Origin of the sequence: Arcobacter sp. (genome assembly GCF_050300555.1) — a bacterium.
In the GTDB taxonomy this organism is placed as follows: domain Bacteria; phylum Campylobacterota; class Campylobacteria; order Campylobacterales; family Arcobacteraceae; genus Arcobacter.
Window position 1 is genome coordinate 42,004 of sequence record NZ_JBNKXY010000012.1, and the last position, 14,231, is coordinate 56,234.

13 protein-coding genes are annotated in these 14,231 nt (G+C 30.1%); 3 read left to right on the forward strand and 10 right to left on the reverse strand.

From position 1 onward, the window contains the following. Nucleotides 1–43: 43 nt before the first annotated feature. From lepA to ACQY5W_RS09895, 7 genes are all read right to left on the reverse strand, one after another. Complete coding sequence (gene lepA, locus ACQY5W_RS09865; RefSeq protein ID WP_428024794.1) at nucleotides 44–1,831, reverse strand: translation elongation factor 4; 1,788 nt, start codon at nucleotides 1,829–1,831, stop codon at nucleotides 44–46. Between the two features lie 112 nt (nucleotides 1,832–1,943). Further along, entirely contained in the window at nucleotides 1,944–3,002 is a 1,059-nt protein-coding gene (locus ACQY5W_RS09870) for an OmpA family protein (protein ID WP_428024795.1), read from the reverse strand. A 9-nt stretch (nucleotides 3,003–3,011) separates the two neighbouring features. Next, nucleotides 3,012–3,947 (reverse strand): ribose-phosphate pyrophosphokinase, encoded by a 936-nt coding sequence (locus tag ACQY5W_RS09875; protein WP_428024796.1) that lies wholly within the window; start codon nucleotides 3,945–3,947, stop codon nucleotides 3,012–3,014. Nucleotides 3,948–4,020: 73 nt separating this feature from the next. Then, nucleotides 4,021–5,052 carry a tRNA 2-thiouridine(34) synthase MnmA gene (mnmA, locus tag ACQY5W_RS09880; protein ID WP_428024797.1) on the reverse strand — a complete coding sequence of 344 codons (1,032 nt, stop codon included), beginning with the start codon at nucleotides 5,050–5,052 and terminating at the stop codon, nucleotides 4,021–4,023. Between the two features lie 26 nt (nucleotides 5,053–5,078). Further along, nucleotides 5,079–6,203: a tRNA 2-thiouridine(34) synthase MnmA gene (mnmA, locus tag ACQY5W_RS09885; RefSeq protein ID WP_428024798.1), complete on the reverse strand. Its 1,125-nt coding sequence runs from the start codon at nucleotides 6,201–6,203 to the stop codon at nucleotides 5,079–5,081. Nucleotides 6,204–6,259: 56 nt separating this feature from the next. Beyond that, entirely contained in the window at nucleotides 6,260–6,751 is a 492-nt protein-coding gene (folK, locus tag ACQY5W_RS09890) for a 2-amino-4-hydroxy-6-hydroxymethyldihydropteridine diphosphokinase (RefSeq protein WP_428024799.1), read from the reverse strand. Nucleotides 6,752–6,792: 41 nt separating this feature from the next. Continuing rightward, complete coding sequence (locus ACQY5W_RS09895) at nucleotides 6,793–7,815, reverse strand: M24 family metallopeptidase (protein WP_428024800.1); 1,023 nt, start codon at nucleotides 7,813–7,815, stop codon at nucleotides 6,793–6,795. Between the two features lie 63 nt (nucleotides 7,816–7,878). Here ACQY5W_RS09895 and aroQ point away from each other — a divergent pair, with 63 nt between their 5' ends. Genes aroQ through sppA form a run of 3 tightly spaced genes read left to right on the forward strand, consistent with a single transcriptional unit; the run spans nucleotide 7,879 to nucleotide 10,466 of the window. Next, nucleotides 7,879–8,358, forward strand: coding sequence for a type II 3-dehydroquinate dehydratase (gene aroQ, locus ACQY5W_RS09900; RefSeq protein WP_428024801.1), 480 nt, complete (start codon nucleotides 7,879–7,881; stop codon nucleotides 8,356–8,358). Nucleotide 8,359: 1 nt separating this feature from the next. After that, a complete protein-coding gene (mqnF, locus tag ACQY5W_RS09905; RefSeq protein WP_428024802.1) occupies nucleotides 8,360–9,586 on the forward strand; it encodes an aminofutalosine deaminase family hydrolase in 1,227 nt (408 codons plus the stop codon). Next, a complete protein-coding gene (gene sppA / locus ACQY5W_RS09910; protein WP_428024803.1) occupies nucleotides 9,579–10,466 on the forward strand; it encodes a signal peptide peptidase SppA in 888 nt (295 codons plus the stop codon). Before mqnF ends, sppA begins: the two co-directional genes overlap by 8 nt. A 102-nt stretch (nucleotides 10,467–10,568) precedes the next feature. On the opposite strand, the gene ACQY5W_RS09915 is transcribed toward sppA, so the two are convergent. From ACQY5W_RS09915 to ACQY5W_RS09925, 3 genes are all read right to left on the reverse strand, one after another. After that, complete coding sequence (locus ACQY5W_RS09915) at nucleotides 10,569–11,768, reverse strand: acetate/propionate family kinase (protein WP_428024804.1); 1,200 nt, start codon at nucleotides 11,766–11,768, stop codon at nucleotides 10,569–10,571. A gap of 25 nt (nucleotides 11,769–11,793) precedes the next feature. Then, nucleotides 11,794–12,792, reverse strand: a complete 999-nt coding sequence (gene pta, locus ACQY5W_RS09920) for a phosphate acetyltransferase (RefSeq protein WP_428024805.1) — start codon at nucleotides 12,790–12,792, stop codon at nucleotides 11,794–11,796. 222 nt (nucleotides 12,793–13,014) lie between these two features. Then, nucleotides 13,015–14,211 carry an acetate/propionate family kinase gene (locus ACQY5W_RS09925; RefSeq protein WP_428024806.1) on the reverse strand — a complete coding sequence of 399 codons (1,197 nt, stop codon included), beginning with the start codon at nucleotides 14,209–14,211 and terminating at the stop codon, nucleotides 13,015–13,017. Nucleotides 14,212–14,231 lie beyond the last annotated feature (20 nt).

Here is a 14,231-nt window from a genome sequence, read left to right on the forward strand (position 1 = left end):
TAAGTTCTTCAATAACTTCTTTATTTTAAAGTAAAATTAGTGATTAGATTTTAAGAACTGCCATAAATGCCTCTTGTGGCACATTTACCTTTCCTATGGCTTTCATTCTTTTCTTACCTGCTTTTTGTTTCTCTAGAAGTTTTCTTTTTCTTGTAATATCCCCACCATAACATTTTGCAGTTACATTTTTACCTGTTGATTTTACTGTCTCTCTAGCAATAATTGTAGCACCTACAGATGCTTGAATAGCTACTTCAAAAAGTTGTCTAGGAATTAATTCTTTTAAAGCTTTGATAAACTCTCTTCCTTTTGAAACAGCCTTATCTTCTGGAATAATAATTGATAAGGCATCAACAATATCTCCAGCAACTCTTACATCAAGTTTTTTAAGATTTCCAGGTCTAAAACCTATTGGCTCATAATCAAATGAAGCATAACCTTTTGTTGTAGATTTTAATTTATCATAAAAATCCATAACAATTTCATTCATTGGTAAATCATAATCAAGTAAAACTCTAGCACCTAAGTAGTCCATCTTGTTTTGAACTCCTCTTTTGTCATTAAGAAGTTTTATTACATTTCCTAAAAACTCATCTGGTACTAAAATTGTAGCTTTTACATATGGTTCAAAAATAGTTTTTATTTGACTTGGCTCTGGAAGTTCAGAAGGATTTTGTATAACTAACATCTCACCATTTGTTTTTTCTATTTCATAAACAACAGTTGGTGCAGTTGCTATTAAATCAAGATTAAATTCTCGCTCCAATCTTTCTTTGATAACTTCCATGTGAAGCATACCTAAAAATCCTGTTCTAAATCCACTTCCAAGTGCTGCAGAACTTTCTGGTTCAAAAGATATAGAAGAATCATTGAGTTGAAGTTTTATTAATGCTTCTCTAAGGTCTTCAAATTTATCAGTTTCTATTGGATAAATACCTGCAAATACAAATGGTTTTGCAGGTTCAAATCCATCAATAATTTCATTAGTTGGATTTTTGGCATCTGTCATTGTATCACCAACCGCAATACCATCTAAAGTTTTAAGTCCAAGTACAACGATACCAATTTCACCTGTTTTGATTTCTGTTGTGTTTTGTCTTTTTAATGGATGGGGATACATTAAGTTTAGAACAGGATGTTCAACTTTAGTATTCATCATTCTTAATACTTGGCCTTTTTTGATGCTTCCATCATATACTCTTACAAGAGCCAAAGCACCAAGATAGTTATCAAACCAAGAGTCATAAATAAGAGCTTTTGTTGGAGCATTTTCATCACCTTTTGGGCAAGGAACTCTATCAACGATAGCATCAATCAAATCCTTAACTCCATAACCTGTTTTTGCACTAATTAAGTTATGATAAGTACAATCAAGTCCTATAGCTTCTTCTACTTCTTCTAAAACTCTATCGGGATCAGCACTTGGTAGGTCAATTTTATTTACTACAGGAAGTAGTTCTAGGTCATTGTCCATTGCAATATAAACATTAGCAATAGTTTGTGCTTCAACACCTTGAGTTGAATCTACGATTAAAAGTGCTCCTTCTGATGATGCTAAAGAACGGCTTACTTCATAAGAAAAATCAACGTGTCCTGGAGTGTCGATTAGGTTTAGAACATATTTTTGTCCATCTTTTACATAATCCAATCTAACGCTTTGAGCTTTGATAGTAATACCACGTTCTTTTTCTATATCCATTGTATCCATCATTTGAGCAGACATATCTCTATCTGCCACTGAACCACACTCTTGTATAATTCTATCAGCAAGGGTTGATTTCCCATGGTCAATATGAGCAATAATTGAAAAGTTTCTTATGTTTTCTTGCAAAATAAATCCTATGTTTATATTAATGTCCGCGATTATATCTAAAAAATTGTAATGATAATGTTAAGAGAGTAAAAAGTGTTGATTTTAGGCTTTAGCCTAAAATCGTGTGTGATTATTTTGAAATAACTGCGTTAATTCTTCTATTAGCAGCTCTTCCTTCTTTAGTTTTATTTGTGGCGATTGGTTTAGTTTCACCAAAACCAACTGCTTTTAATCTAGAAGCATCAACATTGTATTTTGTTAGCGCTTTTACAGTAGAACTAGCTCTTCTTTCAGATAACCATTGATTATATTTTTCACTACCTGTATAGTCAGTATGACCTTCGATAGTGGCTTTTAATTTAGGATTATTATTTAAGAACTCTGCAAACTCTTTAATTCTGTTATTATATTGTTTGTTAATAATTGATGAGTTAATAGGGAAATTAATTTCTAGGTCAACCATAACCATAGCACCCTCTGCATCAACTTTTGCTCCACTCATAGTATTTGGTTCTTTATCTAAAGAATCAATTACCCCATCATTATCAGAGTCTAAAACTTTTGGTTCTTCAACTTTTTTAGGTGTTTCAACTGCTTTAGGTTCTTCTTTCATCACGGGAGCAGCAGGAGCTGCTTTTTTACCAAATGGAATAGCTAAACCAACTGTATAAATAACATTGTTATTTCCTTGATCAAATGAAATTAAATGTCTAATATCAGTTTTGATTGCCATATCATTATCAAATTTATATTTATATCCAAACCCATAGTTAGCAAATGGTCCAGTTTCATTGCTAAATTGCTCATTTCCATAAATTTCAACTCCAGCACCAACTAATGCGTAAAGAGAAGATTTTTCATTTAATTTATACTCTTTTACTAAGTTAGAAAATACTCTTGTGATTGATGTATTTTCATTACTATTTTTATAATCTACATCACCAAGTGTTCTTAAAAATCCTAATTCAACTTGGTCAAACATTGAATCATCTAAATTAAACCCTAGAGAAATACCAGCATTTGCATAGTTTCTATCTAAATCTAAATTACCTTCTGTTATTGTTCCAGCAATCATAGGTGTAACTTCATATTGATATTCACTATTTGCAGCAAATAAAACAGACGAACATATTAAACTTGTCATTAATAACTTTTTACCTGCAAGCAGGATTCCATTTTTTTCTATCATGTTATTTCCTTATTTTACAAAGATACTGTTTACTGACTCATTATTGTGGATTCTTCTAATTGTTTCACCGATAATATTAGAAGCTGTTAATACTGTTATTTTATCATGTTCTTGTTTTAAAGGAATTGTATCAGAGATAACTAATTCATCTAATGCTTCTCCTGCATCAAGTCTTTCATATGCAGGTCCACTTAAAACACCATGTGTACAGCATGCCATAACTGATGTTGCACCTTTACTTTTTAATACTTCAGCAGCTTTTACTAAAGTACCAGCAGTATCAACCATGTCATCCACTAAAATTACATTTTTACCACTTACATCACCAATGATATTCATAACTTCAGATTCGTTAGCTTTTTCTCTTCTTTTATCAACAATTACTAAATCATAGCCTAATTTTTCAGCATAAGATCTAGCTCTTGCAACACCACCTATATCTGGACTTGCAATGATTGGATTAGCCAATTTTTTTGATTTGATATAATCAATAAACATAATTGAACCGAAAAGGTTATCAGCTGGAATATTAAAAAATCCTTGAATTTGAGCTGCATGTAAGTCTATTGTAATAACTCTTGAAATACCAGCAGCTTCTAATAAATCAGCGACTAATTTAGCTGTAATTGGAACTCTTGGAGCCGCTTTTCTATCTTGTCTAGCATATCCATAATATGGAATAACAGCAGAAATAGATTTAGCACTTGATCTTTTCAAAGCATCTACCATAATTAATAGTTCCATTAAGTTATCATTTGTTGGAGCACATGTTGGTTGTATAATAAATACATCCATACCTCTAACGCTTTCTGTAATTTTAACAGAAATCTCTCCGTCACTAAATCTTGTTAATTTTGCTGGACTTATTTCAATATTTAAGTACTTTGCAACTTTCTTGGCAAACTCTGGATTAGCTGAGCCACTAAATAGTCTGTATCCTCTCATGATTTTCCTTAGGTAAGTGTTTTAATAATTTTGGGATTATATCTAAATTTTTCTAAAGTAAACTTAGTGAGGATTAATTTGTTTCTTTAATCCATGCACTACCGATTACTTTTTGTCCATCATAAAACACTGCTAACTGACCTATTGCAACACCAAGAGCTGGTTCTTCTAAAGAAATAATTGCTTTGTCATTTTCAATTTTTACCTTGCATGGTGTTGAAGTTGATCTATATCTTAGTTTTACACTACCTGAAAACTCTTTTTCATCAATAAACATGTTAAGATTTTCTGCAATTACATTGTTAACTTCTAAGGCCTCTTTCTTACCAACAACTATTGTATTATCTTTTGGATTCAGTTTGGTTACAAAGTGAGGCTCATGGGCACCATGGACAGAAAAACCTCTTCTTTTACCTATTGTATAGTGTGCATAACCTTTATGTTCTCCTACGACATTTCCATTTTCATCTAAGACTTTTCCTGGTATATCTATGTTTGCATGTCTTTTTACAACATCTGTATAAACAGTCTCCACAAAACAGATTTCTTGGGATTCATTTTTTTCTGTGATTCTTTTGTATGCAGAATTTAGTTCAGCACCAAATTTTATAATATCTTCTTTTTTATAGGTACTTAGTGGAAACATCATATAAGGTAAGGCTTTTTTATCCACTTGAGATAAAAAATAACTTTGGTCTTTTGTTTTATCATCGGCTTCATAAAAAAACTTACCATCAGTTTTTGCATAATGTCCTGTTGCTAAATAAGAAGCTCCATGTTCTTTTGCAAAATCTAACATAGCGCCAAATTTGATTTGTTTGTTACATTTAACACATGGATTTGGAGTAGTTCCTTCTAAGTATGAGTTTACAAAATAATCATACACTTCAGCTGTAAATTTATCTGCTAAATCTAAAATATGATATTTGATACCTAAAAACTCAGCAACATCTTTGATATACTCTAAGTTTTTTTCGTGATAACCATCTGTTCTATTATGAAGTTTTAAATAACATCCTTCAACTTCATAACCCTCTTTTTGTAGCATGTAAGCTGTAACAGATGAGTCAATTCCTCCACTCATACCTACCATAACTTTTTTCATTTTACTCCTTTAAAAGTTCCTTACAATTAGTTGTAATTACTTATAAATCCCCCACCAAGACAATAATCTCCATCATACAATACAAGACTTTGTCCTAAAGTAACAGCTCTTTGAGGTTTGTCAAATTTAACTAAGACTCTATTTTCATCAGCTTCTGTTACTGTACAAGCTTGTTTTTGTTGACGATAACGAACTTGTGCCATTAGTTTATCACCAACTTTAGGTACCTCTTCAAGTACCCAGTGCATATGAGTAGCTTCTACATTTTGGTTCATAAGTAAGGGGTGGTTGGTATCTTGTACAATAGTTAAAGTATTATTTTCTATATCTTTTTTAGCTACATACCATGGTTTATGAATGTGACCATCTGATTCAGTCTCTTTAATTCCTCCAAGACCAATACCTTTTCTTTGCCCTAGTGTATAACAAATAAGACCTTTGTGTTTTCCTAATACTTTTCCATTCTCATCTATAATATCACCTGGAATTGCTTTTAAATGTTGTGTAATAAATTCATCAAATTTTTGTTCACCGATAAAACATATTCCAGTACTATCTTTTTTATCACTAACAGGTAGATTATGTGCTTTGGCTATTTCTCTTACTTCTTTTTTAGTTAAATCAGCAAGAGGAAACATAGCATGGCTTAGTTGTTCACTTGATAGTGCATGTAAAAAATAACTTTGGTCTTTTGTATTATCTTTTGGAGTGTCTAAAACAAAGTGGTCTTTATATTTAGCTATTTTGGCATAATGCCCAGTAGCAATAAAATCTGCACCCATTTTTTTTGCTTCATTTAAAAATACATTAAATTTAATTTCACGATTACAAAGAATATCAGGATTTGGAGTAAGACCTTTTTTTAAACCATCTAAAAATACATCAAAGACTTTAGTTCTATACTCTTCTACAAAGTCTTTTCCTTTTACCTCAATTCCTATTAATTCACCTACTTTTTTTGCATCTTCAAATTCAATACGATTGGGACATTGGCTACCTTTTATTCCATATTCCCAATTACGCATGAATAAGCCCACTACATCATAGCCTTGTTGTTTTAGTAGTAGTGCTGTAACAGAAGAATCAACACCGCCAGACATACCTACAACTACTTTTTTACCTGCAGGCAGGATTCCATTTTTTTCCATCATTATTTACCTTTGTAAAAATAATTGAAAAAGAGGGATTAACCTCTTATCTAAGTTCATTATTTTTTTAATTTATTCATATAGTTTAAAGGAATAATCACTGATTCTCTATTTGCCCAGTCTTTATGAGGAATAATAAGTTTTTCTGTATTTATTTTTTTATTATCAAAAAATATTATATCTATATCCAAGGTTCTAGGCGCGTCTTGAAAGGACCGCTTTCTTCCAAATTTTTTTTCATATCTTTGCATGACTTTTAATAAATCATTAGGAGAAAGATTTGATTTTAGTTGTATTATACCATTTAAAAAAAAGTTTTGTTTTAAATATCCAAATGGGGGATTTAAAAGTAAAGGTGAAGTCATAAGTAAATCAAATCTAGAATCTTTTAATAAACATAAGAATAATTTATCAAATAATTGTTTTGTATTTCCTATATTTCCACCAATACCTAAAGTTATATTGTATTTTTTAGGGGACTTGTTTTTTATAAATTTAGGATAATTATGAGTATAAAAAAGTGTTAAATTTTCATTTAGAATTTTTTTCATAATTTCCTTAAATAATCTTTACTAAAATAGTCATGTATGTACTATAAAATTTCAACTTTACCATTTTTCATTACAACAGTATCTTCAATTCTAACTCCAAATTCATTTGGAAGATAAATTCCAGGTTCGATTGTAAAAACCATATTATCTTCAATTATAACTTCAGATTTAGAGTTAATATATGGATGTTCATGAATATCTAGTCCTACACCATGACCAGTACTATGTACAAAATATTTTCCATATCCAGCTTCTTCAATAACACTTCTTGTAAGATTATCTATATCTTTTGCTTTCATTCCTACTTTTGCATTTTCTATGGCATTTAGTTGAGCTTTATAGACCAAGTCGTATATTTTTTGGTGTTTTTTTGATTTGAATTTTTGTTTTCTTGAAAAGTTTAATTCTTCTCCAAAAGATGCAGTACAAGTTCTATCAGAACAATATCTTTTATATTTAACTCCTGCATCTACTAAAAGTAAATCATTTTTTTGTAATTTTTTATTTGTTGGGAGAGCATGGGGTTTTGCTGCATTTTCATTTATTGCAATAATTGGGTCAAAACTTAAATCATATTTTCCCATATTTTTATATGCTTCAATTGCTTTAAAATGTAATAAGGTTTCCTTTTTATTTAGACCTTTTTTATTAATATATTTTGCAAATCTTTCAAAACCATCTCTTCCTATATTGGCAGCTTTTTTTAAAATCGCTATCTCTTCATCAGATTTAATAACTCTTTTAAGGTGTGAAAAGTTTACTTGATTTGTAAAGTTTATATTTAAATCTTCTGTTAAGGTATTAAATTTGTTGTATGTAAAATCATTACCATCAAAGATTATCTCTTTTATTTTCTCTTTTTTTAATATCTCTTTAGCAGTTTTTATTAAATCACCACTTTCTATAACTTCTGTATTTTTTACTTTTTCTTTTACTTCAATTGTATATCTTGCATCTGTGATGAAAAAAGATTCATTTCCTAGTTTTATAAAAATCACATTGTCACAAGAGTAGTTACACTCATAATAAATAGCATTTTCATTTGTTAGTATATAATTACTCACTTATTTAGCCTTAACTATAATTTGATTATAATCATAGCTAAATTTTACACAAGGAAAAATAATATGAAAATAGCGGTAATTCAAGGACCAAATATAAATATGTTAGGTGTTAGAGAACAACATATTTATGGACCTATGACTTTAGATCAAATTCATCAAGGACTGAAAGAACAAGCTTCACAAAATGGAATAGAATTAGAATTTTTTCAATCAAATTTAGAAGGTGAACTTGTTGATAAAATCCAAGAGTGTTTAGGTGAAGTTGATGGTATTATTATAAATCCTGCAGCATACACACATACTTCAATTGCAATTAGAGATGCACTATCAGCTGTTAATTTACCAACAGTTGAAGTTCATATTTCAAATATTTACAAAAGAGAAGAGTTTAGACAAAAGTCAATTACTGCTGCAAGTAGTACCGGTGTAATCGCTGGTTTTGGACCTTTTGGTTATCACTTAGCACTTATTTCATTGGGGCAAATTATTGCTGAAGTAAAAGCTATGGAAGAAGCTAGAAAACAACAAGCAGTTCAAGCATAAAATGAAACTACTAAAAGCCTCTTGGCTTATCTGTATTGATGAAAATAGTACTATCATAAAAGATGGTGCTATTTTATTTGATGAAAAAATAAAAGATTTTGGAACAATAGATTCCCTAAAAGAAAAATATAAGAACCTAGAAATTGAAGATTTAGGTGAAAATTCTGTTTTAATGCCAGGTCTTATAAACTCACATATACATTTAGAATTTTCTTCAAATAGTACAACTTTATCATATGGTAATTTTATGTCATGGTTAAACTCTGTTATAGCAAATAGAGAAACTCTTATAGAAAAGAGTAATACTAAACTAATAGATAAAAAACTTGATGAGATGCTAAAAGGTGGAACTACTACAATTGGAGCTATAAGTTCATATGGTTTTGAAATTGAAGCTTGTAAAAAAACTCCAATAAATACTGTTTTATTTTGTGAAGTAATTGGAAGTAGGGCAGATATGGTAGATACTTTATTTACTGATTTTAAAGCAAGATTACAAAATGTGAAAAAATATGCTTCAAAGAGTTTTATTCCAGCAATTGCTATACATTCACCTTATTCAGTTCATCCTTTTTTAGTAAGAGAAACCCTTAACATTGCAAAAGAAGAGAACTTAAGTGTAAGTGCTCATTTTTTAGAATCTATTGAAGAGTTTGATTGGTTGCATAAGGATGAAGGAAGTTTTTTAGACTTTTTTAAAAACTTTTTAGGACAAGAAAAAAGTGTAACAAAACCTATGGAGTTTTTACAACAATTTAAGGGAATAACACATTTATCTTTTACTCATTGTGTAGAAGCTAGTGATAATGACTTACAAAAGATAAAAGAATTAGGAGCTGTAATTAACCACTGTCCAACATCAAATAGAGTTCTAAATAATAAAAGACTTGAAATAGAAAAATTAAAAGATATAAACTACTCTATAGGAACTGATGGATTAAGTTCTAATAACTCTCTACAAATGTTTGATGAGCTTAGAAATGCTCTTATGATACATACAAATTTAAATATAAATGAGCTCTCATTTGATTTATTAAAAGCTGCAACAATAAATGGTGCAAAAGCTTTAGGATTGAATAAGGGTAGAATAAAAAAAGATTATGATGCTGACATAATTGTATGTAAACTTCCTGATGAAGTAAAAGATGAAAAAGAACTTTGTACACAAGTAATTTTACATACAAAAGATGTATCAAAAGTCTATATTAATGGAGAACAACATGCTTAATTTTTTTAGAATTATTTTTTCACCAATAATTGCTATTTTAGATTTTATTACCAAATATTTTAAGACAGTAGTTTTTTTAACTATTATTTATTTTGTAGTATCTTCAAATAGTGATTCAGCTTTAGCCTCTATAGAAGAGAGTTCAAATTTACAAAAAATTGAGTTATCTGGACCTATCTTAAAAGTTGACAAAGTATTAGATGAAATATATCAAGCCAAAACAAACTCTAATATAAAAGGTGTTCTTTTTGTAGTAAATTCTCCAGGTGGTTCAGTTGCACCTTCTGTTGAACTAGCTTATGCAATAAAAGAGTTAAGAGAGATTAAACCTGTGGTTGCTTATGCAAGTGGTGTTATGGCTAGTGGAAGTTATTATGCTTCTATTTGGGCAAATAAAATTGTTGCAAATCCTGGAAGTATGGTAGGCTCTATTGGAGTTATATTTCAAGGGGCAAATGTAGAAGAGCTTATGAAAAAAATAGGTGTTTCAACGCAGACAATAAAAGCTGGAAAATATAAAGAATCAGGAACTTTTTCTAGAGAATGGAATGAGTATGAAAAAGAGGAGTTAGCATCAGTTATTTCTGATACATATGCAATGTTTATTAGTGATGTTGCAGATGCTAGAAAATTAAAAATAGAAGATCATGAAACCTTTGCAAATGCTCATATTTTTACTTCAAGACAAGCAAAAAAAGTAGGATTAGTTGATGAGGTTGGAACTATTACTTTAGCAAAAGATATGTTATATAAAATAGCTAAAGTAAAAAATCCTATTTGGAAAAAAGAAGATAAATTTGATATGTTTATTGATAAAATTATTAATGAAGCAGTTACAAACTTTTCATTAAAGTTTTATGACGGTTTAAAAGCTTACTAAAAAACAAATTTAAATTCTAAATTTGTTTTTAATATAAAGTTCTAAGGCATAAAAAAAGGGTAAGAATTATATTCTTACCCTTTTTAGTTTAGTTCTAAATAATTATTTAGATTCAGTAACTACTTTAAATGTATCATTTGCAATTACATACTCTTCATTTGTAGGAATTACAAAGATTCTTGAAGCTGAACCGTTAGTTGCGATATCTCTTGCAACTTTTGCTCTTTTGTTATTTTTAACTGGGTCTAATACTAATCCCATAGAGTCAAGTCCTGCACAAACTTTTTCTCTAATTAGTGCTGCATTTTCACCAATACCACCTGTGAAACATAACGCATCTACACCATCAAGTGCTGCAACATATGCACCAACATATTTTTTGATGTTATAAGCAACCATATCAACTGCTAATCTACATCTTTCATCACCACTTGTCATACCATCAAGTACTTCTCTAAGGTCAGATGATTTTCCAGAGATTCCTAAGATACCTGATTTTTTATTCATAACATCTAAAGCTTCATCAATAGTCATACCTTCTTGGCTCATCATGTATTGAAGTGCACCTGCACCAACATCACCAGCTCTTGTTCCCATCATAAGACCTTGAACAGGAGTAAGACCCATTGATGTATCAATACATTTACCATCTAAAACAGCAGATACAGAAGAACCATTTCCTAAGTGACATACGATGATTCTAGTGTTATGTTTTTTATCTAACATTTGTCTAGCTTCATTTGATACATAATAATGGCTTGTTCCATGGAAACCATATTTTCTAATACCATGTTTAGTATATTGGTCATATGGTAAAGCATACATATAAGCATAATCAGGCATAGTTTGGTGGAATGCTGTATCAAATACTGCAACATTTGGTTTACCAGACATTAATTCTTGACAAATTTCCATTCCCAAAATATTTGCTGGATTATGTAAAGGAGCAAGAGGAATAAGTTTTTTCATTGTTTCAATTACTCTATCAGTTACTAAAACTGAACCAGAAAATTCTTCTCCACCATGAACAGCTCTGTGTCCTATAGCATCAATATCATTAATAGAATCGATAACTTTACCTTCCCCTGAAGTTAAAGTCGATAATACAGCTTCTATTGCTTCTCTGTGTGTTGGCATAGAAATTTCTAATTTTAACTCTCTATCTTCACCAAATTCATGTTTTAAAACACCATCAATACCTATTCTTTCGCAAATACCTGATGCGAAAACTTTTTTGATAATTGGGTTCATTAACTGATACTTTAACGACGAACTTCCTGCATTTAAAATGAATACTAACATAAATAAAACTCCTTTGTTTGTTTAATTATTTTACTACTTGAGTTGCTGTAATAGCTACCAAATTTGAAATATCTTCTACAGAACAACCACGTGAGAGGTCATTAACTGGTTGATTTAAACCTTGTACTATTGGTCCATGTGCAGCAGCATTTGCAAATCTTTGAACTAATTTATATCCAATATTTCCAGCTTGTAAATCAGGGAATACTAAAACATTAGCAACTCCAGCTACTTTTGAACCTGGTGCTTTTGATGCTCCAATTGCCTCAACTATTGCAGCATCTGCTTGCATTTCACCATCAAAAGAGAAATCAACATTTCTATCTTTTAATATATTACAAGCATTTTGAACTTTATCAACTAAAGGATGTTTAGCACTTCCCTTTGTAGAAAAAGATAACATTGCAACTCTTGGTTCTAATCCAACTACACTTTTTGCAGTTGCAGCAGTTGCAGCTGCTATATCAGCTAGTTGTTCTGCATTTGGTTCTGGATTAACTGCACAATCAGCAAATAATATTAATCCATTATCTCCAAATCTTCCATCAGCCGTTTCCATAATAAATGTTGAAGAAACTGTGTTAATACCCGGTGCTGTTTTAATAACTTGAATAGCTGCTCTTAAAACATCAGCAGTTGGTGAATTAGAACCTGCTACTAATCCATCTGCATCACCAAGTCTAACCATCATACAACCAAAAAATCTTGGCTCAGTAGTCATAATTTCAGTTGCTTCTTCTTTTGTTAAACCTTTAGATTTTCTAAGTTGAACTAATTCATCAACATATTTATCAATACCATCAAAAGTTTTTGGATCAATTATCGAAACCCCTTCAATATTTGCACCACATGCCTTAGCATCAGCTTTTACTTTCTCTTCATTACCTATTAAGATAACATTTGCAGTTTTATCTTTTAAAACTTGCTCTGTAGCTTTTAAAACTCTTTCATCTTCAGACTCTGGAAGAACTATTGTTCTTAACTCTTCTTTTGCCTTTGATTTAATACTGTCAATCAAACCCATAGAATTAACCCTTTCTGCTTTATTTGTCTTTAGATTATATTTGGACACCATAGCATTAAAATAGCAACCTAAATATAACTTAAATGATAACAATTAATTTTATAGTATATATTACCAAAGGATACATAATTTATACATATTTTTTGAAAAAATAAAGATTTGTGAAGATTTGTAATAAAATTGAGTTTTTTAAATTAAGTTAATTTATTTTAAAGTAAAGGCTTATTTAGCCTTTACTAAATTGTATGTATCTTTTGCAATTACAAGTTCTTCATTTGTTGGAATTACATAAATTTTTGTTTTAGAAGTTGTTTTATTTATTTCTCTATTTTCACTAGATCTAATTTTATTTTTTTCTTTGTCTAAAACAATACCCATAAAATCAAGTTCATTACAAACTTTTTCTCTAATTAAATCAGAGTTCTCTCCAATACCAGCTGTAAAACAAACTGCATCTACACCACCAAGTAATCCTGCATATGCACAAAGATATTTTTTAATTCTATTACAAATCAATTCTATAGTTACAGTTGCTCTTTTATCACCTTCGTTTGAGGCTTTTATAACTTCTCTTAAATCAGAACTTATTCCAGAAAGTCCTAATATTCCTGATTTTTTATTTAGATAATCAATTATTTGATGACCATCCATATTTTTCTTTTCCATTAAGTATGGAATAACTCCAGCATCAATATCTCCACTTCTAGTTCCCATAACTAACCCCTCAAGTGGTGTTAAGCCCATAGAAGTACTTATTGATTTTCCATCTTTTACTGCACAAATTGAAGAACCATTTCCTAAGTGACAAACTATAATTTTAGAACTTTTTTTATTACCAAGTAATTTGATGGCTTCTTGTGATACGTAATAATGGCTTGTCCCATGAAAACCATATTTTCTCAAATGGTATTCTGTATAATCTTCATGTGGTACTGCATATAAAAAGTTTTCTTCAGGCATAGTTTGATGAAATGCCGTATCAAAAACTGCTACATTTGGAGTCTTTGGCATAAGATTTTGACAAATCTTCATTCCCAAAATATTTGCAGGATTATGCAATGGTGCAAGAGGTATTAGTTTTTCTATTTTATTGATAACCTTATCATCAACTATTGTAGAAGAGTTAAAATATTCTCCACCATGAACAACCCTATGCCCAATAGCATCAATCTCATTTATTGAATCAATAACTTTTGTTTCCCCTTCAGTCATTGTTTTTAAAACAAGTTCAATAGCTTCTTTATGAGTTGGAATATCTATTTCAAAAGTAAGTTTCTTATTCTCACCCATTTCATGTTTTAAAATACCGTCAAGTCCAATTCTTTCAACTAATCCACTTGCAATAACATCCCCATCTTTTGCATTGATTAATTGATATTTTAAAGAAGAACTTCCAGCATTTAATACAAGTACTAACATTTTTTACCTTTTATATGTGA